Genomic DNA, 22,815 nt, shown 5'->3' on the forward strand with positions numbered 1-22,815 from the left:
CGATGAAGCACAAGACAATGATCGGCTCGGCCGCTGTCGTAGTGGCAGGTGCACTGGGCGCGACTTCGGCAGTGGCTGCTCCTGCACAGGCCGCCGCGGGCGGTACCGCGCCTGCGTGTATCGAGCGCAGTTACGTGAACAACGCCGACGGCGGAATGCAGGCCTGGCCGTACAACAACTGCGGCAAGACCATGCGGATCAGGATCATCGTCCACAACTGGCGTGACACCTCCTGCCAGTCCATACCGAACAAGCACGGTGCGTTCTTCCAGACGCCGGGTGGACGGTACGACCGGACCGCGGTCTGCTGAGACACCGTCAGGAGATGATCGACAGCTGAACACGGGAGCGCGGCCCGGCCACCATGAGGCAGCCGGGCCCGCTGTCTCAAGCGGCCGGTAGCGTCGGCGTCCATGACCTGCGTTGAACTGACCGATGGCGTAGAGGACTTCGGCCGCCTGGCCGGTCTCGTGGAGGAGACGGGTGAACGTGTGATCCTCACCGAGGACGGTACGCCGGTGAGCGTGCTGCTCCCGGCAGCTGAGCTGGCTGAGCTGGAGTACTGGGCGCAGCGCGGGCTGCGCGCTCCGATACCCCTGCCTGAAGCAGCCGAGGAATGGCCACCAGGACCGGCACAACACGGCCCGTACATGCGGTATGTGCACGTGGACGGCGGGCAGATGACGTTCACCCGGGACCGCGTGCTGGTGGCCGAGTTGCGCGATGCTGCGTGGCTTGACTGGCTGGAGGAGCAGGCGCTGCACGCACGTCAGGGGTACATGAGCCCGAAGCAGGCGGCGGCGTTCGCCGAGTTCCTCGCCCGCCAGCCCCCGGTGGGCGAGCAGTAGCAAGCCGCTGGCGTGGGCGCGCCCCCGCCACGCCACGCGGCGGATCGAGTTCCGGTGTTGCGTCGCTGCTGGATGACGCACCATGGGCCGCAGGGGGTGACGCTGCCCCGCGGGTGCGCCGGATCGGGCACCGAGGGGAGGAGGAGAAGCGGTGGACGGGCATCGATCAGAGGCGACGGCGACGGCGATGACGACGGCGTTGGCGGCGGAGATGAGAGAGGTGGTGCGGGCACTGCTGTCCGTGCTGGACCCGGAGCAGGTGCGCGAGCTGCGCGCGGGGCCCGCCCGGCTGGACGCGCCCGAGCTGCGGGAGTGGACGTATCTGCCGGGCGGGCGCCCTGGGCTGCCCACCGAGGGTCTTGGCGACCGGCAGCGCGAGGCTGTCGACGCGCTCCTCGCCACGGCGCACAGCGCGGCGGGAGCGGCGCTGGCGCACGGGGCGATCGAGGTGGAACGGCACCGCCGAGCCATGGTCGGCGCCACGGGTGCCGACCGCTACTGGCTGCGGCTGCTGGGCGACCCGGAGGGCGACGGACCTTGGGGCTGGCGGATGAACGGCCACCACCTCGCCGTACACGTATTGATCACGGCGGCCGGGATGCGGGTGACGCCACACTTCATCGGTGCGGAGCCGGCGCGCATCACACACGGTCCGCAGGCCGGCCGCAGGCTGCTGGGGCCGGAGGAGGATCTGGCCCGGGAGCTGGTCACGGACCTAGATGTCGGCCGACGGGCAGAGGCGGTCTTCGCCGCCGCGCCTCCGGACGACATCTTGACCCGCGCCGACCCCTTCGCCGATCCAGACCTGCTGCCGACCGGCCTCCCGTACGGCGACATGACGCCCGGTCAGCAGCGGCTGCTTCAGCGTCTGGTGCGCCGCTACCTCGACCGCGCGCCCACGGCGTACGCGCAGGAGTGCTGGTCCGACGCCGTGGCGCGTGGACTGGACGCCCTCTCGTTCGCCTGGGCCGGTGGCCGCGCACCGGGGGACCGGCACTATTACTGCGTTCGGGCCCCGGACTTCCTCATCGAGTACGACAACACCCAGGACGGCGGCAACCACGCCCACTCGGTCTGGCGGCACGTCCGCCACGACTGGGGCGCCGACCTTCTCCGCGCGCACTACACGGAACAGCACGGGTGACTGAGCACTCGGCGCGGCCTGGACCAGGCACCTGGTCCGGCCTCGGACAGGCCTGAGCCCCGGACACATGGCGCGCCGGGGCTCACAGCGGACGAGACGGGGTGCGGTCTAGTACGGGCCGTTCACGTTGTCGATCGAGCCGTACCGGTTGGCCGCGTAATTGCAGGCGGCGGTGATGTTGGCGACGGGGTCGTAGCTGTCCGTCGACGTGCCGGGCACGTGGTAGGCCTCGAACGTGGGGGCGATGACCTGCAGGAGCCCCTTGGACGGGGTTCCGGCGACAGCGTTGGAGTCCCAGTTGTTGATGGCCAGCGGGTTGCCGGAGGACTCGCGCATGATGTTGCGGTGGATGCCCTCGTAGGTGCCCGGGATGCCCTGCTGGGCCATGATGTCGAGCGACTCCTTGATCCAGCCGTCGAGGTCGTTGGTGTACGACTTCTTCGCCTGGGCGGCGGCGGGCTCGGCGGACGTGCTCTTGCGCTCGGAGCGGTCCGCCCGCTCGGCGGACGCCCTGGAGGCGGCCGACTTCTCCGCGGGCTCGGCGGAGGCCTTCTTGCCGAGGGTGAGCTTGAGGCCGGGGTGGATCAGCCGCGGGTCGTCGCCGAGGGCGCTGCGGTTGTCCTTGTACAGCTGCTTCCAGCCGCCGCTCAGGGAGTGCTCGCGGGCGATCTTGGAGAGGGAGTCGCCCGCGACGACGACGTAGGTCTTCGCGGCGGCGGCGGGCTTGGCGGCCGGGGCGGCCTGCGCCGCGCCTGCGGAGGTCGCGCCGAGCACCGGGAGTACGAGGACGGCCCCGCCCGTGCCTGCGGCGGCGATGCCCCGGGTGAGCGGGCTGGACTTGGGACGGCGGTGCTTGCCCTTTGCAGGCATGGCGAATTCCTCTCCGTCGCCTACGAGGTGAGCTGTCGGGTTCGGACGGGAGATGTCCGGTCGCACCGGGAATGCGACTTCACCCCGAGCCGATCCGGAATGCGGATCAGCGGCTTACCTGGGTCCCCCGCTCCTGCCGTGCGTATGTGAGTGGGTGGAAGAGTTGCCGGACGGCGGCAGGATTCGGCGTTCCATCCGGATTGACGGTGACGTTAGGCGAGAAAGCCCGGACGGAACAAGACACGAATTCGCATAGGGAATGTCTGAGGTCCGCCCTTGGCGACCAGAATGCCCGGCCCCCTTTGATCGAAAAGCCCAACTTTCTTTGCGCAGAACGGAAGTGCGCTCGGCGGCTCTCGAAACCCACGGCCGCCGGTGTGACTCATTTCACCGAATTGGGCGCAGGTCGATTTACGGCTTGGCGGCGTATCAGAGCGCGCAATTTGGCGCGACTATCCCGCAATGGTGACAGAATTTCCTTCACGCCATAAACAAGTTAAATGTGCAACTTTAGCCGTAAATCTGGACATAGCGCTGAGGCTGATCGCCCTCTCAAAGCGGGCATTTCGCCGCCAGTGCCATCCCGGTGGCCCCGGACGCGGTGACGCCATGGCGACGATCCGGTGACGGCCCCTCACTAGAGTCGGCGGGCCGGTGACCGCGAGCGCGCCGCTCGGACGCGGCACCGGACGCGTCCGGCAGGAGGGGGAGGGCCGACCTGTGGCCGACGCCGCCGAAGTCATCGTCCTGCTCCGTGTTCAACTCCGTACGCCGCCGCCTCCCGCGACGGCAGCCACCGCGGATGTCCTGGACGTCCGGAACCTTCTGGAGCGGCGATTCGGCGTCACGGCGGAGCCATTGCACCCCGGTGCCGACGACCCGGCCCTCATCGGATGGCAACGGGTCGCCGTCCCCGCCGACAGGGACGCCGAGGCCGTCGCCACGGCCCTGCGCGACCACCCGGCAGTCGAGGCCGCCTACGTGAAACCACTGGCGGACCTTCCGTAACGTGGTGAAGGAGTCAGCTGTGCCACAGCGATCAGGTGCGGGGAACAGCCGGGGGAACAACCGCCCGGCTCCAGGACCAGAACCACTCTTCGGACGCCCTGAGCTGGTGTGCATCACGCGCGCCGACGCCGGGGTACGCATCACCCCGACCGGCGCGACCGCCGCCGCCGACATCTCCGTCAGCGGTCTCGACGCCGTGGCGGCCCAGGAGGACGTCACCTTCAGCCCGCTGTTCGGCGCGGACCAGGAGAGGCTGCGCGCCCAGGCGGGTGCCCCCTCGGAAGGCGCCGGTGCCGACGACGCCACGCTGGAGATCCTCGACCGGATGGGGCTCTTCTTCCATGTCGACGCTCCCACCGACCAGTTGGACGCGCTGGCCGAGCGGCTCCGCGCGTCGGACGCCGTGGAGGGCGCCTACGTCAAGCCCGCAGCCGCCCTCGCCGTCCCCGAGGTCGTACCGAAGAAGGAGAAGGAGAGCGAGGAGACCGAACTCCCGCCGCTCAACGACATGCAGCCGACGGGCGCCGACGCACCGCCCGTCTCCCCGGACTTCACCGCCCGACAGGGCTATCTCGACGCGGCTCCGGGCGGCGTCGACGCCCGCTACGCGTGGACCCTGCCCGGCGGGCGCGGCGCCGGCGTCCGCGTGATCGACTGCGAGTGGGGCTGGCGCTTCACCCATGAGGACCTGCGCCTGAACCAGGGCGGCATCGTCTCCGGCACCGGGAGCACGGACACCGATCACGGCACCGCGGTGCTCGGCGAGATCGGCGGCGACGTCAACGCGTTCGGGATCACCGGGATCGCGCCGGACACGGTCACCAGCGCGTCCGCCTTCTCCATCCCCACGGCCACGGCGATCCGGAACGCCGCCGACCGCCTCGGCCCCGGCGACATCATCCTGCTGGAGATCCACCGCGCCGGTCCGCACGCGACAGGCGTCGGCCAGGTCGGGTACATCGCCGTCGAGTGGTGGCCGGACGACTACCTGGCCATCCGATACGCCGTCAACAAGGGCATCACCGTGGTCGAGGCCGCGGGCAACGGCGCGGAGGACCTGGACCACGCCGACTACGACACCCCGAGGGCGGGCTTCCCCTCCTGGTGGCGCAACCCCTTCCGGCGCACCGCGCTGGACGCCGGCGCTGTGATCGTGGGTGCCGGGGCGCCGCCGCCCGGCACCCACGGCCGCCAGCACGGCCCGGACCGGTCCCGCCTCGACTTCTCCAACTACGGCGCCTGCGTGGACGCACAGGGCTGGGGACGCGAGGTGACCACGACCGGCTACGGCGACCTCCAGGCTGGCGACAACCAGGACTTCTGGTACACGGACCGGTTCAGCGGTACGTCCAGTGCCTCGCCGATCGTCGTGGGCGCGCTGGCCGGCACCCAGGGCGTCCTGCGGGCGAACGGCCGTATCCCGTTGTCGCCCTCTCGGGCCCGGCAGCTGCTGCGTTCCACCGGCTCACCGCAGCAGGACGCGCCGGGACGCCCGGCGACCCAGCGCATCGGCAGGCGTCCCGACCTGCGCCAGCTCATCCCGGCGGCCCTCCAGACGAGCAGCTGGGTCGGCGTCCAGTTCCGGGGCACCCTCGCCGGGAACCGCACCGGCCGCTGGTTCACCTTCAACTGGCCCGCCCACTGGCATGTGGTGTGGACGGTCGTCCCGACCAGCGTCCGCACCGGCGCCCCGCAGATCGGCTGGAAGGTCCGGGTCGAGCGGGCCAACGACACGTACGCGACGTACTGGATCGACGTGACCAACCTGGTGGCCGACTCGGTCGAGTTCGAGGCCCGGTTCGCGGTTCTCGGATGGTGACGCGCGGTTCTCCCGGTTCTCGGATGTGAGAGGAAAACGACGATGCGAGTAGGCACACAGTTCACCGGAACACTCAACCCCGGCCAGACCGGGCGCTGGTTCACCTTCAACTGGCCGCAGGGCTGGCACGTCATCTGGTACTTCATGCCGACGACACCGCAGACGGGCAGCCCGCAGATCGAGTGGGAGACCGAGGTCGAACGGGCCACGGCCACGACGGTCACGTACTGGCTGACGGTGAAGAACGTCGGCAGCACCCAGATGAACTTCGAAGGCCGGTACGCGGTCCTCAACTAGGCGAGGGGAACGGCCATGAAGGTGCACATCACGGTCACGGAGGACGCGGGCGCGGCCCCGGCGGCCGGGCCCGAGCGGCAGCTCTCCGTAGCACGGGAGGCCGCCGCCAACGCAGGGCCCGCCGCCGCGGCGGGGACTGAACAGGCCATGCCGATCGACTTCTTCACCACCACCGAACAAGCGCAATCGATACGTCCGTCGATACGTCCGTCAGGCTCCGTCATGGACGGCGGCGAAGCCCCGGCCTGGCTCGCCGAACTCGTCCGGCTCGCCGACGCCGGCGAGGTGGCCCGCCCTGGTGAGGAGTCGCAGGAGGCCCGGCAATCCTCGGCGGGCCTGACGATGGACGCCGGCAGCGCGGGGCCGGCTCCGGGCTGAGCGAGCGGCTATACGCGCGCCTCGTCCGGTTCTCCGCTGGGTCCCGCAGCTGCGGGACCCAGTCGGGATCGGGTTCGCGTACCCCAGCGTTCAAGCGATGGGCCAACGGCGCCCACAGCGGCGAAGAACGCACCGAGGAGCAGCCAGCCGATGGTGCCCATGCCGAGCACGACGGTGGTGAGGATGGCAGGGGCGAGCGCCTGGCCCGCGCTGAAGCCAAGCCCGAGAAGCCCTTGGTACTGGCCTTGGGCATGGTCTGGTGCCAGGCCGAAGCCGAGGGCGAAGCCGGCCGAGGACTCCCATATCTCCCCGAGGCTGTGGACGAAGATCGCTGCGACCACGAGGCCGGCAGCCGCCCACACGGGAGCGTGCGCGGCCAGGGCCATCATCGGACAGCTGACAAGGAAGAGCAGTCCTGCCGTGCGGAACGCCTTGCCGCCATCGCGAGGCGTTTCGATGCGGGATCCGATTCTGGTCTGCAGGAGGACGCAGACTCCGGAATTGATCGCGGCTACCGCGGCCACGGTCCAGCGCGGTGCGTCCGTGTGCTCTGAAATCCAAATCGGCAGAAGCAGCGACACCACCGGGTACTGCAGCCCCATCGCACCATAGAGGGCTGCGAAGGTCACGAACGGACGGTCGGTGAGAGCGATCCAGCGGCGCTGCTGCAACGGCGGCGCCAATGCCCTGTAGTTGGGGAGCAAGAACAGGAGCAGGGCGCACAGCGCAAAGCTGGCCGCATTGCCGAGAATCAGTACGAGGTAGGCAGTGCGAGTATGCGCGGCAACCGCAAATCCAGCACCCACGGTCCCCAGAACGACGCCCAAATTGACGTAAGTTCGGAGCTTTGCCCTGAACAGCGCCGGGCGGTCAGTGCCGACCCGGACCACGAGGGCTCCCCAGGCCGCGCCGCCGGCGGCTGCGGCAAGCTGGTCAATGGTGGCGATGACCGTGAGGGCGGCCCAGCTCTCGACAAGCACAAGAGCGGACATCGCCACTGCTTGAACCATCAGAGCGACCATCATGATCGTGCGCGGCCCACGTCGATCGGCCAGGTGACCTCCCGGTATCCCCGCGAGCAGCCCGATCAAGCCGGCGACGGTGAGGGCGACACCCACCTGCACCGCCGGCAGATCCACGACCAACGTGAAGTAGAGGGCCGACGCAGTGTTGAAGAGCCCATTGCCGACGCGATTCACGAAGCTGGCCAGGATCAGTACACGCTCCGACCTGCTGTCCCCCGCTATGCGCTGCGCTATTCGGCCGGGCGATCTCCCCTTGATCATGGCCGCAGGCTAACAGCGGCCGCACACACCGTCAGTGGCGCGAAGTTGAACCGGCTGCTGTCCTGCCTGAACCGAACTCGGGAACCGTTTCCCCAGATCTTGCGTGACGTCTTTGACGTGTTGTCGGCTGGTGATGAGGGGATCGAATGAGAGCGCGGACGATGGCGAGCGTGGCGGTATCGGCCTGTGTGGTGCTGGTGGCGTGCGCGTGCGGTCCTGACAAAGCGAAGGAGGACACGGACGCGAAGTCTTCGCAGCCGTCCACGTCCACGTCCCCACCGGCCGAAGAGCAGTCGGCCACGCCGTCCGCCTCCGCTCGGACCGAGAAGCCGTCGGCAGAGCCGACCGGCGACCAGCCCGCGCCCAGGACGAAGGCGGGCGCGATCAAGCGGTACGAGCAGTACCTCCACGCGCTGGGCCGTGAGGACATCGACACGGTCTGCGAAGTGGCCCGGCCCGCCGCGAAGAAGGCAGAGGACCAAGGTCTTGGCCCGTGCACGTCGACGTACGCCACCGTGTTCCAGATGATCTCGCCCGCGCAGAAGAAGGCCCTGAAGACGGCGACGGTCGACCCGCAGCGCGTCGCCGTGCGCACGCCCGTCAAGATCGAAATGCCGGTCGAATCAGTCAGGGCTTCGGTCACCTTCTCCGAGAGCGACCTCGGCAGTTACACCCTGGAGTACCTCAAGAACGACTGGTACATCACCGAGTGAACCCGACGCACCGTACGCGTAGCCGCCCGACCGGCTCCGCCCTCTGTGCCTGCTCACGCGTCCGTTAGGCGGATGTTAGTGGGGTGGGAGCTCGGCGTTAGTGGCCCCGATCAGAGTGGGTGTTGTTCCAAGGAGCGAACAACACCCACTACCTACGGGGGATCTGCCATGCGTTCCAACACCACTGTCCGTGCTACTCGTCGCCGCACTCTGCGTGTTGCCGCCGCGGCCCTGGGCGTGGCCGCGGGTCTCTCCCTCACGGCCTGCAACGGCGATGACGTCACGGGGCAGGGCGACCCGTCGTCGGCGTCCAGTGAGTCTTCCTCAAGCGGCGGTTCGGGTACGGGCGGCTCGGATCAGGGCGGTTCGGGCTCGGGCGGTTCGGATCAGGGCGGCGGCAAGGACTCCTCCGGGAGTTCCGGCGGGCAGGGCACGGCCGCCGGGACCGGCTCCAACGAGAACGGCAAGACCGGCAAGTGCCGCACCGACGAGCTGGACATCACGGCGATGGACAGCACCATCGGCGGCGACACCGAGGGCACCGTCGCCGTGACTCTGGAGAACGGCGGCGGCCGGGACTGCGCGCTGTCCGGGTTCGCGGGTGTCGACCTGAAGACCAGTGAGGGGGCGCTGTCCGCGCAGCGCAGTGGTCAGCCGGCCGAGCGGATGATCCTCAAGGACGGGGAATCGGTGTCCTTCGGCATCAACTACCCGATGAACGACTCGGGCGGTTCCGGTGTCAGCGTCACGGGTCTTGTGGTGACCCCGCCGGGCGAGACGAAGTCGGTCTCCCTGGAGTGGCCGGGCGCAAAGACGTTGCCCGTCACCGACGGCTCCGGCTCCCCGGTGAAGGTCGGCCCGATCGGAAGCGCCGGCCAGGGCGGCTGACCCCCACAACCATCGCGATCCTCAGGGGCTGATCTCCTACGCCCGACGGCGACAGGGTGCGACCGCCGTCATCTCCGGGCAGAGTTGAACGCGAGGTCATGCCAATGACGCACGTGGTGAAAGACAGCTGAACTGACGCGAGGTGCTCTCGCGGAACCGGGGCGCGATCAATGTTCCGTACGCAGGCGGCCGAAGACGGTGACGAGCTGCTCGCCAGGCTCGCGGCGTTGACCTCCCGGGCCCGGGAACTCGCGGAGATGCAGCGCTCCCGGGTCGAGCTGGCAGTGGCCCTGCAGCGCGGCATGCTGCCGCACGACCTTCCGCACCCTCCCGGCGTCCGGCTGGCCGTGGGCTACATGCCCGCCAATCACGGCCTCAACGTCGGGGGAGACTGGTACGACGCCTTCACCATGCCCGACGGCCGTATCGGCCTGTCCATCGGAGACGTGCAGGGGCACAACATCAAGGCCGCCGCGTTCATGGGGCAGGTCCGGGTGGGCCTGCGTGCGCTGGCCTCGGTCACGGGAGACCCTGGGGAACTGCTCGCGCGTACCAACGATCTCCTGGTTTCCCTGGGCGAGGACCTCTTCGCCACATGTACGTTTCTCCGGCTCGATCCGGCCACCGGCGTCCTGGAGTGCGCTCGGGCCGGCCACATTCCCCACATCTGGGCCACGGCCGACGGCCGGTCCGGTGTCGACGAAGGAGAATGCGGTCCCCCGCTCGGCGTACTCGAAGGCGCCGAGTATCCCGTGGTGTGCCACCGGCTCACCACGGGTGGCGTCGTCGTGCTGCTGACCGACGGGGTGGTCGAGGGGCCGACACTGAGCCTCGACGAAGGCCTGCACCGGGTGATGCGGCTCGCCGAGATCACTGCCGCTGCCGGACTGGGCATCAACGCTCTCGCAGGCGGTGTGATGCGGCTGGCGGACACGGTGGGCCATGAGGACGATGCCGCCGTCCTCATCATCGGCCACGACGACAGCGACCTGTAGACCTGCCCACCGCGCACCAGAGGAGACAGACGGGGGGAGGGGGGATGAGCGCCCCCTGAAGACTGCGGACGAGCCCGGACACCGACACGGGCGCTCGCATGGCCGAAATGGTCCGCTCGGTGTCTGATGGCTGCTGTGTTGCTGACCCGGCGGTTCCGGCTGTCCTTGGAGGTAGTCCTCAAGACAGCGGCCGTTGCCGCCTGCTATTACGTGGCCGGGCGGCTGGGCCTGCTCGGTCGACTCACTGTCGAAGGAGTGATCGTCACCCCCATTTGGCCGCCCACCGGCGTGGCCGTCGCCGCCCTGCTTGTCTACGGCATGTCGGTCTGGCCCGGGATCGCCATCGGGTCCTTCCTCGTCATCGCGTCCCTCACCACCCCTCAGCCCACCACCCTCGTCACCGTGGCGGGAAACACCCTCGCCCCGCTCTGCGCCTATCTGATGCTGCGCGGGGTCGGCTTCCGGGTCGGAATCTCACGTCTGCGGGACGGTCTCGCCCTGGTCTTCCTCGGCGGGCTCGTTGCCATGCTGATCAGTGCCACGGCGGGGGTCGGGCTGCAGGTGGTCACCGGCGGACTGGCGACGGGGCAGTTCTGGTCCGTGTGGCTGGCGTGGTGGGTGGGCGACGCGATGGGCGTCCTGCTCGTCACTCCGCTCCTGCTCGTGCTGGCGGGAGCCACTGGACCACTGCAACTGAGGCGCTGGAAGGAGATGCTGTGCCTCGCCATCGCGGCCGTGATCGTCATACCTCTGGCTGTGCTCGGCGATTTGAGCCTGCTTTTCCTCGTCTTTCCGCTGCTCATCTGGGCGGCGTTGCGCTTCCAGCTGGCCGGGAGCATGGTGTGCGCGCTGTTCGCGTCCGTGCTCACCACCTTCGAGGCGAATACGCAGCAAGGCGCCTTCCTCCACCTGTCGGCCATCGAGGTCATGACCAAACTTCAGGCATTCAACGGTGCCACTGCGCTGACGGCGCTCCTGCTGTCCGCCATGGCGGCCGAACAGCGCGCCACCCGCCGATCGGTAGAGAGCGCCTGTAAGGAACTCGCCGAGGTACTGGAGCACCTAGCCGCGGGAGAATCCCCACCCGAACAGCCCGCCAGGCACGCCGCCGGCCTCCACACCGACGACACGGCGCCGGGGACGGGGAGCTACCGGGACGTGCGTTGACCGCGTTGATGACTCAGGCAGACGCGGCTCGCAGAGTCCGGCCGCCCGCATCCACCCCGAGGCCCACATCAATCATCCGGAAGTACGCACCTGGCGCCCCCGCTGATCCTGTCTGCGAGCCATAGTCGCGCTCGACACCCTCTCGATCGACCACACGATCTCGCCTGGTGGGCCGCGGGATGCCGGGGCGTGCGGACGCGTCGAGGGTGGGGGCGAGGTGCTGTTTGCATGTGTGATGCGAGGCCGGGATTTTGATGCGTTTATGCATGGTGGTGGGGTAGGGCGGCCGCCATGGTTGTGGGTCTGGAGGAGTCGTTGCGGCTTTCCGTGGCGGCGTTGATGCAGGCGACGGGGCAGTCGCAGCGGGTGGTTGCGGGGGTGCTGGGGCTGACGCAGGCGCAGGTTTCGCGTCGTCAGTCGGGCGCCAGTTCGTGGACTTTGCGTGATGCCGATGCCCTGGCCGGGTTCTACGGTATCGACGTGCTGGATCTGTTGGCGGGTCCGACCAGGGCATGTGAGGCACTGATGGCCCGCCAAGATAGCCGTGCCGGCACGGCGAAAGGGGCAGCGCGGTGAGTGGCGTCGGTGATTTCGATGCGATCGATTCGCTGCTCGCGGCGGTCGGTCCGGAAGCCGGGCTCCCGGCTCCGGCGAGGCGGCAGGAGCTGCGGGAGCTGGCGCGGCTGTCGAAGGCGCAGGTGGCGCGGGCGCTGGGGGTGAGCCCGTCGACGGTTGCCGGGTGGGAGTCCGGCAGGGATCCGGTCGGTGAGATCCGTACCAAGTACGCGTATCTGCTGGACGGACTGAGCGCCAAACTCGCCACCGAGGCCGAGCCGGTGGGCGGGCAGTCCGCTGCCGACGAGGTCGGGCCGTCCGCTGCCGAGCAGCAGCCTCCGGCCCCGGCTGCTTCCCCGGCAGCTGATGTTCCTTCGCCGGAGTGCGACCAGCACGCCGACGAGGTGGAGGTCCTCGCGGTGGAAGAGCCGTGCGTGCTGTGCGGGGCTCCGGCCCGGCACCGGGTGGCGGGTTTCGTCCAGCACCTGGATCCCTCTGACTGTCGGCCGATCGCGGCGGGTGCCTCTGTGGCCGAGCCCGCGGCTGCCGAGCAGCCGGTGCAGCAGGCCTCCGAGTCGACGTCGAGCACGCCACGCACCCCCGCTCCAGGTGTGAAGGTCGTGCCGGTCGGGCGTCGCGTGCGGGCGGCATCGGACATGCCGGACCTGATCGGTGAGGCTGTCGCAGCGGCGCTCGCCGAGCACGCGGGCGATGTGGAGGCAGCGACCGCGGCGCTGGTCAAGCGGGCGATCCCGGACGCGATGGCGCTGCTGGACGAGACGCGCAAGGGCGGCCGCTACGACATCGTCGCCCACCCGTGGATGCCCGACGTGCTGCGCAAGCAGTCGGCCCGCGGAGCGGACCAGATCTGGGAGGCCGCTCGAAATGGACCCGCCCCGAACTGCCGCCCGGCGCCCACGCGGTGACCGCGCTCGACATCAACGGGGCCTACCTCTCCGCACTGAAGACGCACCTGCCGCTCGGCAAGCTGGAGCACAGCACAGGCTTCGACCACGACCGCCGCCGTGCGGGCATCCACCTGATCACCCCGCCTCACTGGGCGCACAACGACGTACTGCCCAACCCCATCGGCAACCGCGACGAACCCGGCCCGCTGTGGGTGACTGAGCCGACCTTGCGCCTCCTGCTGCGGCTCTCGTCGCCGAAATACGGTCTGTGCGACCCCCCCTGAGATCCACGAGTCCTACACCTCGGGCGCCACCGAAGGCTTGCTGGAGAAGTTCCGCATCGCCCTCAAGGACGCCCGCGACACGGCGATCGCCGAGGACGATGAGGTGACCTTGGAGTACGTGAAGGCGATGTACTCCAAGTTCGTCTCGACCCTCGGTGAATCGAACTACAACCGCCAGATCTATCGCACGGACTGGATGCACCTCATCCGCTCCCAGGCGTTCTCGAACCTGTGGATGAAGGCCTACAAGGCGCATGAGGAGGGCCTGATGGTGGTGCGTGCGATGGGCACCGACGAACTGCACGTGGCCGGTGCCTGGCAGGGTGTCTTCCCCGAGGGACGTGCGGTTACCGAAGTGAAGGTCAAGGACCACTACACCGTCGGCACCCCCGCCCCGGCGGACGCGCCGGCCAGTCAGGACTGAGAGGGGGAAGGAGAGCGAAGTGCCCTAGCGCACACACGACTTCGGCAAGTTCGATGCCCGCGGTCTGGCCCGCCTGCACTACCTCACCAAGACCGACCACGCCCGTGCCGCAGCACGGGCCGTGGGATTGACGGTCACCGACCGCATGATCAAGGCCTGGCTCGACGGAAAGCGCGGCCCGTCGAAGAGGAACCTCGAGAAGGCCGATGCGGCCTATCGCACCGTGCGCCGCCAGAACGTGGCCCGCTACCTGTTGGGCCGCCTCAACGCCCGCGGCCGCGGTTCCCGCGTCGAGCTGCACCCCCTCAACCAGTCCCAGGTCGCACGGCCTCACCAGCGGGTCCTGCAGTTCCGCACGCTCAACATCCGCCGCTGGGACCGCATCGTGGGGGCCTGGGCGGATAGAGACGAGCAGGGACTCGACGACGCGTGGGTGGACCAGATCGTCGGCCTCGGCTCGGACTGGGGCCAGTACGAGTACGTCTCCAACGTCGGCTTCGCCGCCTGACGCCCAGGGCGGTCAGAACAACGCCGGCGGCGGCCATCGGACGCTGGGGCGGTTGCGCTGGGACTGGTACCAGCGCGGGGAGTACGGCACTGAGCTCCTGGGCGATGTCGCCGGCCGCACTGTGGTGGAAGTCGGCGCGGGTGCCGGGACGCAGGCCGCGTACGTCGCCCAGGAACTCGCACCGGCCCGCGTCACGGCCATCGACAGCTCACCGACACAGCACGCCCGTGCCCATCCAACGCGCCGACCACACTGAAGAACGCTCCTACGGCTCCGCCACCACCGGGGGCTTCGAGGCCGCCGACTTCGCCCGCCGCGTGGATGCCATGGGGGGTGACGTGACGGCCGCTGTCCACCGGTGGTTGGTGGACAGCGGCCGGATCCACCCCGAAGCGCACATCACCCACCTCGAGGTACGCACCTGGCGCCCACGCTGACCCCGCCCGCCCGGTTAAAGCCGGCCCATTCCTCGTCCCCGCGGCCGTCCGGACGGTCCGGTATTACGATCGCCAGACGGGAGTTCACCGAGGGGGCGGGCCAGTGACTGCGCTGAGCGAGGGGTCGAACGCCGGAGTCGGCGGCCGGGTGTCGCTGGACGCGGACCGGATCAAGCATCTGGAGTTCATCCAGGCGGTCATCACCCGCATGGGCACCAACTCCTTCCTCGTCAAAGGCTGGGCCCTGACCCTGGCCGCCGGTCTACTCGCTCTCTCCGCCAGCCGCCTGAGCTGGCAGATAGGCGCCGTCGGTGTGGTGCCGCTGCTCTGCTTCTGGTATCTCGACGGCTTCTTCCTGCGCCAGGAACGGCTCTTCCGCCGCCTCTACGACGACGTACGCCGCCCCGACAGTCGGGTTGAGCCGCTGTCCATGAACGTCGGCCCGTACCTGGATCAGACGCCGTGGGCGGGTATCACGTTCTCGCAGACGCTGCTGCTGTTCTACGGGTCGCTGTTGGGGGCGGAGTTGGCGATCGTCGTCATCGCGCTCTGAGACCAGAGTGCCTGAGGATCCGTCATGTCGATTACTCGGCGGGCGAGTTCGTTCATCACTGCGGCGTCGTCCGGGGGACCCTCTCCCTTCGGCGGCCAGATCGCGCCCATCGCGTCGCCGGGCCAGCGCGGTACGAGGTGCACATGGGTGTGGAACACGGTCTGCGAGGCCGCCCCGCCCGTGGAGTTGATGACATTCAGGCCCTCGGGCTCCAGCGCCGCGCGCAACGCCCGGCCCACCACCAGCACCGACTGCATCAGCCGCCGCACGCCAGTCTCGTCCATCGCCCACAGGTCCGCCGAGTGCACCCTGGGCACGACCAGTGTGTGTCCCTTTGCCGCGGGGGTCAGCGGGAAGAAGGCCAAGGTGTGCGCGTCGGCGTACAGCACGCGTGCCCGGCTCGGGTCCGCGACGATGCCGCAGAAGGCGCAGGCCTCGTCGTCCATGGGTCCCATGCTCCCTCGTACGGCTGGATCGGTCACGTTCGGCACGTCGCGCTCCTCGCCTCTCTGGTAGGAACGCTGGCAATGATCTCTGGCGGGCGGGGCGTGGCGGGGACGAATGGGGGCGGGGACGGCGGCATGGGCGGCATTTTCATCAACTACCGCAGGGGTGGGCATGAGCACGTCGTGCACCGGCTGTACCGGGAGCTGACAGGGAACTTCGGCGAGGACCAGGTGTTCCTGGACCGTCAGTCCATCGTGCCGGGGCAGCAGTATTCGGATGTGCTGCGGGAACGGGTGGCCGACTGCGAGGTGCTGCTCGTCGTGGTCCACCCGGGGTGGGCGGACGCGCGGGACGAAGCGACCGGTGCGCGGCGGCTGGACCTGGAGACGGACTGGGTCCGCCGGGAGATCGACCAGGCCCTGCAGGACGGCAAGACCGTCATCCCCTTGTTTCTGGACGGCGCCGAGCCGCCGACGGCCGAGCAACTGCCGGAGCGGATCCAGAAGTTGGAGGTCAAGAACGGCCAGTGGCTGCGGCAGGGGGCGTACGACTCCGATCTGGCGGAGCTGATCGCGGCACTGGAGGACAAGGTGTCCAAGACCTGGGAGCCGATTCCGCCGCCCTCGCCGCCGTACCGGCCGGGCCGGTGGCTGGGCGTCGTCACCGCGGTGCTGTCCTGCGCCGTGCTGGTCACGGTCCCCGCGCTGCCCCAGGACGACGGCTGGGTCCGCACGGACGGCCTCCCCTTCACCCTCTACGCCACCATGTTCTCCTGTCTGCTGATGCTCGCGCCGCTGATCGCGGTCACCGTCGTCCGCCTCCTGTTCCGCCGGCCTCTCGACATCTGGGAGCGGGACCTGCATGCGGTCAAGCATCAGACGTACGTCCGGCAGACCTGGCCGCTCGCCGCGGGCCTCCTGCTGATCGCGGTGTTCGGTGCCCTGTCGATGTGGGGCGACGGCGGCACGCTGGCCTCCTTCGCCCTGCTGCTGGTCCTGGGGTTCGCCATCGTGCGCACTGCCGCCCTCAATATCCGTCTCCAACGGCGGGAGAACGACCTGTGGGAGCGCTGGCCGCACTGCCTGCCCGCGCCGGCGACCCGCATGGTGCTACGCCGGGCCGTCGCGCGGCTGGACCTCCGCCTGCGTGAGATGCGGACGCCACTCTCCCGGGAACAGCGGGAGAAGGCGCGGTGGGAGCTGGCCGACCTGAGCAAGGCGCTGCGCCGGGTGACGGGTGAGGCGGAACGGTCGCGTCGGGCGTGGCTGCGGCAGGACCACCCGTGGCTGTTCGGCTTCTACGCGCTGTGGCTGGCCCTGACCGCGGCGTCGGCCCTGGCGTCCGGGCTCGCCTTCAGCAGGGCGGAACACGGGACGACACGCGTCCACGTCGCGCTCGCGATCGTGACACTGATCGGCGCCGCCCTCGCGCTGGCCACCGCGGAACTCGGCCACCGGCTCCAGCGCCGGCAGCGCACCCAACTGGTGCGGGAGGCCAGAGACCGCATCGACAAGCTCGCCGCCCGGGTGACCACCCTGAGCACCCACGCCCGCACCAAGCCGTCCGCCCCGGCACCCCGCCCCGAGGAGTACCCCGAGCCCGACTAGGCCGCGTATCGAGTCGTGATCAATCTGTGGGGTTTGCCCTCGCGACGGAGGTTGGAGCGGTATGTCTTCTTGCTTTGCCTTGGTGGACTTGCGCGATGGGCAGGCTGAGCCCCCGTGGTGTGGGGCCTGTGGGTGTGGGGTTGCCGAGGTGCAGGCTCATATGTACCGAGGCAAGGCCCTGCCGAGGGTCGGCTGACCGGGCGACACCGCTCACCGCCAGTGCGTACACAGTCGGTGACACCAGTGCGCTTGACCGTTCTCATTCGGTCGGTTGAACAATCCGAAAGAGAGGCTTGAGGGGCCAATGCGATCGCAGCCGGGTGCCTTCCTTGCGGCAATGCCCTCATCTGGGTGACGGGGCGCTTCCAGGCGCACTGGCAGTCCCCAAGCCGTGCACTCTGGTCCTCGCGGGTAGGTAATCGGGCAGTCACGGGGGGCGTTGATGGATCCGTTGGTGCTGGCAGCGGCAACGGCGCTGGTAGGTGCCATGGCCACAGACGCCTGGCTGCATGCCAAAACAGCAGCCGTGACATGGTGGCGCAGCGTCAGGCCGGAGCAGGAAGCCGAGGTGCACCACGAGTTGGAAGAGGCTCACTCGCTACTTCTTACAACCCGCGAGCGTGGCAACGAGGATGTGGAACAGGCGCTGGTGGGGGCCTGGTGTGTGCGGCTGCATCAGCTGTTGTCGGATTCTCCAGAAGTGATGACGGGGCTGCGCGAGCTCCTCGACGACCATCTTCGCCCCGCCGCCGCATCCCACGAGCGCCCCGAGACCGCGCCGGTGACGGTGCAAGCCGAGGCCAGAGACAGTGCACGTATCTATGTAGCCGGTCGGGACCAACACATCACCGGTCATTGAACGCCTGCTCTTGCAGCGGTGATGTCGGCCCTGGGCGATGCCTCGATGTCCATGCGACAGACGCAGCGCGCATCTATGCGGCAGGACGTGACCTCTACGTCGGTTCGCCCCCACCAGCAGTAGCAGCTGTGGCGGTGCGGACCTTGCCACGGGACACCATCACTTTTACCGGCCGCCACAACGAGGTGGAATGCCTGCTGACGCGCGCAGCGTCGACACAGGGACACGGCATCCACATCGTCAGCGGCATGCCCGGAGTGGGCAAAACCGCCTTGGTGGTGCACGTCGCCCACAGGTTGGCGACCTCCTACACGAGCGGGCAGCTCTTCGTCCGCCTCCATGCCCATACCCCTGGCCGCGCCCCGGCCGACCCCGCCGACGTGCTCGAATCGCTTCTGACTTGTCTGGGCGTGGAACCCCGGCACATTCCCCACGGCTTGGACGCGCGGTCAGATCTCTGGAGGGACCGCCTGGCCGGACGGCGGATGCTGCTGGTCCTCGACGACGCCGCGTCCAGCTCACAGGTCGAGCCACTGCTGCCGGGGGAACCCCAGTGCCTGGTCATGATCACCAGCAGGCGTCGTCTGACCCTTCTCGAAGGAGCCGCAGCCCTTCCCCTCGGCGTGCTCTCGGCTCAGGATGCGAGCCTGCTGTTCACACGGCTGGCCGATCGATCCACAGACCTGTCCCAGGCTGACGCTGTAGCTGACATCAATCGGCTGTGCGGACGCCTGCCACTCGCAATCGCCCTGCTCGCAGGCCGCCTCTCCCACCGACCGCACTGGGACTTGACCACATTCGCCCACGACCTGGCCTGCGCCCAGGACCGATTGGAGCAACTGGCCACAGGAGACCTCGCCACCGCCGCCGCCTTCACGATGTCCTATCGCACACTGCCACCTGACCGGCAGCGGCTCTTCCGCCTCCTGGGCCTGAGCCCTGGGGCCGACACCGACGTGTACGCCGCGACCGCACTGGCCGGTGCGCCTCTGCCCGTCGTCCAACGGGATCTCGAAGCCCTCTACGACGACCACCTCATCGACTCGCCGACGCCCGGCCGATACCGCCTCCACGATCTGCTCCGCATGTACGCGCGCGACCTGGCAGAAACCGACCCCGCAGCCGAGCGCACTGCCGCCGTCGACCGGCTGCTGGACTACTACGGCCTCACTGCCGCAGCCGCCCGCCATCGAGCCACCGGCTGCCAGGATCCACTACCTCTTGGCCAACCACTGTTTACTCTCCCTCAGCACGCCACACGCCAGCGCGCTGTGCAGTGGATGCGCACAGAGCACGTCAACCTCAGAGCATGCGTCCTCTATGCGGCCGAAACGCACCGACACACGCACCTCGTCCGGCTCACCGAGTCCATCGCCGACTTTCTCTACGACAGTGGTCACTGGGACGAGGGTGCCCGACTCCACGAGATCGCCGTCCGATCGGCCCATGAAGCTCACGATCCGCGAGCCACGGCAACCGCCCAGTACCACCTGGGCCGCATCCGCGCGGCGACGGGCCACTACGAGCAGGCCGCATCCCTGCTGCGGAGTTCGGCCCAACTCGCCGGTGCCGAAACTCCTTCCGTGCGGGCCGGTTCCCTGTGCGCACTGGGACAGGTGCATTTCGCCACCGGTAACTACGCCGAGGCGACGCGTCACCTGCGCGAAGCACTGAAGCTTCGCCAAGCGTGTGCCGACCAGCTCGGCGCAGCAGACGTGTTGTGGGAGCTCGGCCGCGTACAGGACATCACCAGCGACTTCGCGCAAGCCGCACACCTCGCCCAACAGGCACTGGATATCCACGCCTCGGCCGACTACCAGCCTGGGCAGGCAAAAGCTCTGTGGCTGTTGAGCCGGATCCGCCACATGACCGGCCATTACATAGAGGCCGAACAACTGGCCAGGCAGGCCCTGGAGATCCACCGCGCGCTGCAAGAACGCACCGGTGAAGCAAACGCACTGTGGGAGCTTGGCCGAGTGGCGTGCGGGAGAGGAGATCCGTTGTCAGCCGGCCGTTCTGCTCAGCAAGCTCTCACCCTCTACCAGGATCTGGGCGATCGGTTGGGAGAGGCCAGCGCACTGTGGCTGCTGAGCCGGATCCTGTTGGCGGCACGCGAGGTGACGGCCGCCGAGGACCTGGCGCAGCAGGCCCTTTGCTTGTACCGGGAACTCGGCAATCAACACGGCGAAGCCAACGCACTCCTGGAACTGGGCCGGGCAAAAGCCCTGACGCACCATCACGCGGAAGCCACTGTGCTACTGGCTCGCGCCCGTGAACTCTTCAGATCGGCAAAGGATGTCCAGGGCGAGGCAGAAGCCATCAACAGCAGCGGTGACCTACTGGCGGTGACAGATGTCCCCCGCGCCTTGTCCGCCTACGAACAAGCCCTGTGCCTCGCGCGGAAGGCCGAAAGCCCCAAGGACCAAGTCGACGCTCTCGAGGGCGCGGCACGCTGTCATCAGTACAGAGGCCAGCAGCGTCTCGCGCTTTCCTGCTGGGTGGAGGCTGCCCATCTGCACCATCAGATGGGCACCCGGTCGGCTCACTCCGCGTCTGCGATCCTTGCCGCCGTACTGCTGGCCGCAGGCCCGGCCTCTACCCGGCAGATCGGCGAAGTGCTGGGCATGGATGCCGGGGTGAGGGGCAAGCTGGAGCCTCCCCCCCCCGTACAGCGGCCGGACGTAACTGAGGTGCCCCCGGCGGCTGTTGGAATGGTTTGACGAGAACCAAAGAGCCCGCCGGGGACACCGCTGTCGATGGATGGGCGAAGAAGTCCCTAGTCCACGAGCCCCGCATGGTGCGCCAGGATCGCCGCCTGGACGCGGTTGGTGAGGGAGAGCTTCGACAGGATCCGGCTGATGTGGGTCTTTGCGGTGGCCTCGCTCACGTGCAGGGCCGCGGCGATGCCGGTGTTGGAGAGGCCGCCGCTCAGGGCGATCAGGACCTCGCGCTCCTTTTCCGTCAGGGCCTCCAGGCGGCTGCGGGCCTCGGAGCGGCGGCGCTGCCGCCCGGCGGAGGGGCCGTCGTCGTCCTCCGCGAAGCGGCGGATGAGGCGGCGGGTCACCTTCGGGGAGAGCATCGCGTCGCCGCGGGCCGCGCTGCGCACCGCAGCGATCATGTCATCCGCGGTGGCGTCCTTCAGCAGGAAACCGACCGCCCCGTGACGTAGCGCTGTCTGGACGTACTCGTCCAGGTCGAAGGTGGTCAGCACGACGACGTGCGGCGGGCGGGGTGAGCGGGTGAGGCGCTCTGTGGCGGTCAGGCCGTCGGAGCGGGGCATCCGGATGTCCATCAGGACGACGTCCGGCTCCAGGGCGGCGGCCATCGACACCGCCGTATTGCCGTCCGATGCCTCGCCCACCACTTCGATGTCGGGGGCGGACGCCAAGATGGTGCTGAGCATGGAGCGCACCATCCACTCGTCGTCCACGATCAGGACCCGGGTCGTCGTCTCGCTCATCGCGTGGCTTCCATGCGGGTGGGCTGCTTCTGGGGTACGTCGTCCAGCGGGATCTCGGCGGCGATCTCGAAGCCGCCTTCCGGGGTCGGACCTGCGGTGAGTTCGCCGCCGACGAGCCGTATCCGTTCGGCGATGCCGAGCAGGCCGTGGCCGCCGCTGGGCAGACCGGAGGGGTTGCCGCCGATACCGTGCTGGTTGATCACCGTGAGGTGCAGCAGCCGGCGGGTGCAGTGGACTCGGACGTGGGTTTCGGCGTCGGCGGCGTGCTTGTGGACGTTGGTCAGGGCCTCCTGCACCACCCGGTAGACGGCGTGCTCGATCAGGGCCGGCAGCTCGGGTGGGCGGTTGGTGCCGTGCTCTCCGGTCAGTTCGAGGGTGGCCGGCGTCCCCAGGCTGCGGGAGTCGGCGATCAGGGTCTCCAGCTCTGCCAGGCCGGGCTGCGGAGCGAGCGGCGCCTCGGATCGGGTGTGCAGAACCTCCACCAGCGAGCGGAGCTCGGTCAGTGCCTCGCGGCCGATCGCGCCGATCTGCTTGCCCATGTCGACGGCGGACGCGCCCTTGGTCGCCTCGAGGGCGGTCGCGTGCAGCACCATCAGGGACACGCGGTGGGTGACGACGTCGTGCATGTCCCGGGCGATCTGGGCGCGCTCGTCGCTGCGGGCCTGCAGCACCCGCTGCTGCTGATCGCGCTCGGCCCGCTCGGCGCGCTCGCGCAGCTCGGCCATGAGGCGGCGGCGGGCGCCCATGTACAGGCCGAGCAGGGCCGGGAAGACGCAGATGCCCACGCTCATGATTGCTGCGTCAAAGCCGCCGCCCCGCCATATCGGCAGGGCGACCACCGTGACGGCGACTGTGGAGGCGACGGCGACCCGGCGCCAGGAGGCGGCGCGGTCGGCCAGGGTGTACTGCGCGAACACCACGGCGATCCAGGCCGAGAGCACCACATAGGCGCCCAGCGCAGCCAGCAGAAGCAGCTCGGGACGGCGCTGACGGAACCATGACGCGAGGCCGACGACCAGCCCGACCGGGATCGCCACGAAGAGCGGCGGGTGCGCGGCAAGGTAGTCGAACTGCGCGGGCATCCCGTCGATGGCGGCCGTGGCCGCGGCGAAGGCCAGCGCCACGAGGGCGCCCTCCACCGGCCGCAGGCGTTCCCGGTGGCCCGTCAGGCGACTGTCCCATGTCATGGCTGCAGGCTAGCGGCGGTGCGGGAGGGCACGCGTCAATCGATAGTTGTACGCAGCATCGCCCGGCCCGCAACTTTCCGCCGAGGAAGAGAGCGAGGATCGGCGGATGCCCGGCCGGTGCGGTGATCGCCACGCTGCCGGCATGCCTGAGATCACCGAATCCACCACAGCAG

At 69.1% G+C, this 22,815-nt stretch carries 24 protein-coding genes, 1 pseudogene and 1 riboswitch; of the genes and pseudogenes, 20 read left to right on the plus strand and 5 right to left on the minus strand.

Annotated features, from left to right (window positions below):
• The first annotated feature begins 2 nt into the window (after nt 1–2).
• The 3 genes from OG453_RS43395 (at nt 3) to OG453_RS43405 (ending at nt 1,992) form a co-directional block, all read left to right on the plus strand.
• Nucleotides 3–311 carry a hypothetical protein gene (locus OG453_RS43395; RefSeq protein ID WP_266874324.1) on the plus strand — a complete coding sequence of 103 codons (309 nt, stop codon included), beginning with the start codon at nt 3–5 and terminating at the stop codon, nt 309–311.
• Nucleotides 312–413: 102 nt separating this feature from the next.
• Nucleotides 414–848 carry a type II toxin-antitoxin system Phd/YefM family antitoxin gene (locus OG453_RS43400; protein ID WP_266874325.1) on the plus strand — a complete coding sequence of 145 codons (435 nt, stop codon included), beginning with the start codon at nt 414–416 and terminating at the stop codon, nt 846–848.
• Nucleotides 849–999: 151 nt separating this feature from the next.
• Nucleotides 1,000–1,992 (plus strand): DUF3500 domain-containing protein, encoded by a 993-nt coding sequence (locus tag OG453_RS43405; protein ID WP_266874326.1) that lies wholly within the window; start codon nt 1,000–1,002, stop codon nt 1,990–1,992.
• Nucleotides 1,993–2,100: 108 nt separating this feature from the next.
• Here OG453_RS43405 and OG453_RS43410 read toward each other — a convergent pair whose 3' ends face one another.
• Nucleotides 2,101–2,862, minus strand: coding sequence for a LysM peptidoglycan-binding domain-containing protein (locus OG453_RS43410; RefSeq protein WP_266874327.1), 762 nt, complete (start codon nt 2,860–2,862; stop codon nt 2,101–2,103).
• 4 nt (nt 2,863–2,866) lie between these two features.
• Nucleotides 2,867–3,061: riboswitch (cyclic di-AMP (ydaO/yuaA leader) on the minus strand.
• 455 nt (nt 3,062–3,516) lie between these two features.
• Between OG453_RS43410 and OG453_RS43415 the strand changes: the two genes are divergently transcribed.
• The 4 genes from OG453_RS43415 (at nt 3,517) to OG453_RS43430 (ending at nt 6,364) form a co-directional block, all read left to right on the plus strand.
• Nucleotides 3,517–3,870 carry a hypothetical protein gene (locus tag OG453_RS43415; protein ID WP_266874328.1) on the plus strand — a complete coding sequence of 118 codons (354 nt, stop codon included), beginning with the start codon at nt 3,517–3,519 and terminating at the stop codon, nt 3,868–3,870.
• Between the two features lie 106 nt (nt 3,871–3,976).
• Complete coding sequence (locus tag OG453_RS43420) at nt 3,977–5,689, plus strand: S8 family serine peptidase (RefSeq protein WP_266874329.1); 1,713 nt, start codon at nt 3,977–3,979, stop codon at nt 5,687–5,689.
• A 42-nt stretch (nt 5,690–5,731) separates the two neighbouring features.
• The gene (locus OG453_RS43425) at nt 5,732–5,986 is read left to right on the plus strand and encodes a hypothetical protein (RefSeq protein WP_266874330.1); all 255 of its coding nucleotides are present in this window, start codon (nt 5,732–5,734) and stop codon (nt 5,984–5,986) included.
• Between the two features lie 15 nt (nt 5,987–6,001).
• Nucleotides 6,002–6,364 carry a hypothetical protein gene (locus tag OG453_RS43430; protein WP_266874331.1) on the plus strand — a complete coding sequence of 121 codons (363 nt, stop codon included), beginning with the start codon at nt 6,002–6,004 and terminating at the stop codon, nt 6,362–6,364.
• A gap of 8 nt (nt 6,365–6,372) precedes the next feature.
• Here the strand turns inward: OG453_RS43430 and OG453_RS43435 are convergent, their stop codons facing one another.
• A complete protein-coding gene (locus tag OG453_RS43435; RefSeq protein WP_266874332.1) occupies nt 6,373–7,650 on the minus strand; it encodes an MFS transporter in 1,278 nt (425 codons plus the stop codon).
• 146 nt (nt 7,651–7,796) lie between these two features.
• Here OG453_RS43435 and OG453_RS43440 point away from each other — a divergent pair, with 146 nt between their 5' ends.
• The 10 genes and pseudogenes from OG453_RS43440 (at nt 7,797) to OG453_RS43485 (ending at nt 15,082) form a co-directional block, all read left to right on the plus strand.
• The gene (locus tag OG453_RS43440) at nt 7,797–8,363 is read left to right on the plus strand and encodes a hypothetical protein (RefSeq protein WP_266874333.1); all 567 of its coding nucleotides are present in this window, start codon (nt 7,797–7,799) and stop codon (nt 8,361–8,363) included.
• A 168-nt stretch (nt 8,364–8,531) separates the two neighbouring features.
• Nucleotides 8,532–9,251: a DUF4232 domain-containing protein gene (locus OG453_RS43445; RefSeq protein ID WP_266874334.1), complete on the plus strand. Its 720-nt coding sequence runs from the start codon at nt 8,532–8,534 to the stop codon at nt 9,249–9,251.
• A gap of 170 nt (nt 9,252–9,421) precedes the next feature.
• Nucleotides 9,422–10,246: a PP2C family protein-serine/threonine phosphatase gene (locus tag OG453_RS43450; RefSeq protein ID WP_266874335.1), complete on the plus strand. Its 825-nt coding sequence runs from the start codon at nt 9,422–9,424 to the stop codon at nt 10,244–10,246.
• A 126-nt stretch (nt 10,247–10,372) separates the two neighbouring features.
• Entirely contained in the window at nt 10,373–11,413 is a 1,041-nt protein-coding gene (locus OG453_RS43455; protein ID WP_266874336.1) for an MASE1 domain-containing protein, read from the plus strand.
• Nucleotides 11,414–11,704: 291 nt separating this feature from the next.
• The gene (locus OG453_RS43460) at nt 11,705–11,989 is read left to right on the plus strand and encodes a helix-turn-helix transcriptional regulator (RefSeq protein WP_266874337.1); all 285 of its coding nucleotides are present in this window, start codon (nt 11,705–11,707) and stop codon (nt 11,987–11,989) included.
• Nucleotides 11,986–13,584, plus strand: a pseudogene (locus OG453_RS43465) (helix-turn-helix domain-containing protein). Before OG453_RS43460 ends, OG453_RS43465 begins: the two are co-directional and overlap by 4 nt.
• A 64-nt stretch (nt 13,585–13,648) precedes the next feature.
• On the plus strand, nt 13,649–14,092 hold the full coding sequence (locus tag OG453_RS43470) for a transcriptional regulator (RefSeq protein WP_266874372.1): 444 nt from the start codon (nt 13,649–13,651) through the stop codon (nt 14,090–14,092).
• A gap of 52 nt (nt 14,093–14,144) precedes the next feature.
• Entirely contained in the window at nt 14,145–14,348 is a 204-nt protein-coding gene (locus OG453_RS43475) for a class I SAM-dependent methyltransferase (RefSeq protein WP_266874338.1), read from the plus strand.
• Complete coding sequence (locus OG453_RS43480) at nt 14,320–14,529, plus strand: hypothetical protein (RefSeq protein ID WP_266874339.1); 210 nt, start codon at nt 14,320–14,322, stop codon at nt 14,527–14,529. Before OG453_RS43475 ends, OG453_RS43480 begins: the two co-directional genes overlap by 29 nt.
• 103 nt (nt 14,530–14,632) lie before the next feature.
• Nucleotides 14,633–15,082: a hypothetical protein gene (locus OG453_RS43485; RefSeq protein ID WP_266874340.1), complete on the plus strand. Its 450-nt coding sequence runs from the start codon at nt 14,633–14,635 to the stop codon at nt 15,080–15,082.
• On the opposite strand, the gene OG453_RS43490 is transcribed toward OG453_RS43485, so the two are convergent.
• Nucleotides 15,031–15,573, minus strand: coding sequence for an HIT family protein (locus OG453_RS43490; protein ID WP_266874341.1), 543 nt, complete (start codon nt 15,571–15,573; stop codon nt 15,031–15,033). The genes OG453_RS43485 and OG453_RS43490 overlap by 52 nt on opposite strands.
• A 90-nt stretch (nt 15,574–15,663) precedes the next feature.
• Between OG453_RS43490 and OG453_RS43495 the strand changes: the two genes are divergently transcribed.
• The 3 genes from OG453_RS43495 to OG453_RS43505 all read left to right on the plus strand — a co-directional run bounded on the left by OG453_RS43495 (nt 15,664) and on the right by OG453_RS43505 (nt 20,715).
• Nucleotides 15,664–17,136, plus strand: coding sequence for a toll/interleukin-1 receptor domain-containing protein (locus OG453_RS43495; RefSeq protein WP_266874342.1), 1,473 nt, complete (start codon nt 15,664–15,666; stop codon nt 17,134–17,136).
• Between the two features lie 442 nt (nt 17,137–17,578).
• Nucleotides 17,579–17,995 (plus strand): hypothetical protein, encoded by a 417-nt coding sequence (locus tag OG453_RS43500; RefSeq protein WP_266874343.1) that lies wholly within the window; start codon nt 17,579–17,581, stop codon nt 17,993–17,995.
• 128 nt (nt 17,996–18,123) lie between these two features.
• Complete coding sequence (locus OG453_RS43505; protein WP_266874344.1) at nt 18,124–20,715, plus strand: tetratricopeptide repeat protein; 2,592 nt, start codon at nt 18,124–18,126, stop codon at nt 20,713–20,715.
• Between the two features lie 56 nt (nt 20,716–20,771).
• On the opposite strand, the gene OG453_RS43510 is transcribed toward OG453_RS43505, so the two are convergent.
• The gene (locus OG453_RS43510; protein ID WP_266874345.1) at nt 20,772–21,455 is read right to left on the minus strand and encodes a response regulator transcription factor; all 684 of its coding nucleotides are present in this window, start codon (nt 21,453–21,455) and stop codon (nt 20,772–20,774) included.
• Complete coding sequence (locus OG453_RS43515) at nt 21,452–22,642, minus strand: sensor histidine kinase (RefSeq protein WP_266874346.1); 1,191 nt, start codon at nt 22,640–22,642, stop codon at nt 21,452–21,454. Before OG453_RS43515 ends, OG453_RS43510 begins: the two co-directional genes overlap by 4 nt.
• Nucleotides 22,643–22,815 lie beyond the last annotated feature (173 nt).

The sequence above is a fragment of the Streptomyces sp. NBC_01381 genome, assembly GCF_026340305.1.
Classification (GTDB): domain Bacteria; phylum Actinomycetota; class Actinomycetes; order Streptomycetales; family Streptomycetaceae; genus Streptomyces.

Excerpts from the sequence above, each read along its gene's own strand:
- OG453_RS43395 (WP_266874324.1), top strand. The coding sequence starts at position 3 with ATGAAGCACAAGACAATGATCGGCTCGGCCGCTGTCGTAGTGGCAGGT.
- OG453_RS43400 (WP_266874325.1), top strand. The coding sequence starts at position 414 with ATGACCTGCGTTGAACTGACCGATGGCGTAGAGGACTTCGGCCGCCTG.
- OG453_RS43410 (WP_266874327.1), bottom strand. The coding sequence starts at position 2,862 with ATGCCTGCAAAGGGCAAGCACCGCCGTCCCAAGTCCAGCCCGCTCACC.
- OG453_RS43425 (WP_266874330.1), top strand. The coding sequence starts at position 5,732 with ATGCGAGTAGGCACACAGTTCACCGGAACACTCAACCCCGGCCAGACC.
- OG453_RS43430 (WP_266874331.1), top strand. The coding sequence starts at position 6,002 with ATGAAGGTGCACATCACGGTCACGGAGGACGCGGGCGCGGCCCCGGCG.
- OG453_RS43435 (WP_266874332.1), bottom strand. The coding sequence starts at position 7,650 with ATGATCAAGGGGAGATCGCCCGGCCGAATAGCGCAGCGCATAGCGGGG.
- OG453_RS43440 (WP_266874333.1), top strand. The coding sequence starts at position 7,797 with ATGAGAGCGCGGACGATGGCGAGCGTGGCGGTATCGGCCTGTGTGGTG.
- OG453_RS43445 (WP_266874334.1), top strand. The coding sequence starts at position 8,532 with ATGCGTTCCAACACCACTGTCCGTGCTACTCGTCGCCGCACTCTGCGT.
- OG453_RS43450 (WP_266874335.1), top strand. The coding sequence starts at position 9,422 with ATGTTCCGTACGCAGGCGGCCGAAGACGGTGACGAGCTGCTCGCCAGG.
- OG453_RS43455 (WP_266874336.1), top strand. The coding sequence starts at position 10,373 with ATGGCTGCTGTGTTGCTGACCCGGCGGTTCCGGCTGTCCTTGGAGGTA.
- OG453_RS43460 (WP_266874337.1), top strand. The coding sequence starts at position 11,705 with ATGGTTGTGGGTCTGGAGGAGTCGTTGCGGCTTTCCGTGGCGGCGTTG.
- OG453_RS43495 (WP_266874342.1), top strand. The coding sequence starts at position 15,664 with ATGGGCGGCATTTTCATCAACTACCGCAGGGGTGGGCATGAGCACGTC.
- OG453_RS43500 (WP_266874343.1), top strand. The coding sequence starts at position 17,579 with ATGGATCCGTTGGTGCTGGCAGCGGCAACGGCGCTGGTAGGTGCCATG.
- OG453_RS43510 (WP_266874345.1), bottom strand. The coding sequence starts at position 21,455 with ATGAGCGAGACGACGACCCGGGTCCTGATCGTGGACGACGAGTGGATG.
- OG453_RS43515 (WP_266874346.1), bottom strand. The coding sequence starts at position 22,642 with ATGACATGGGACAGTCGCCTGACGGGCCACCGGGAACGCCTGCGGCCG.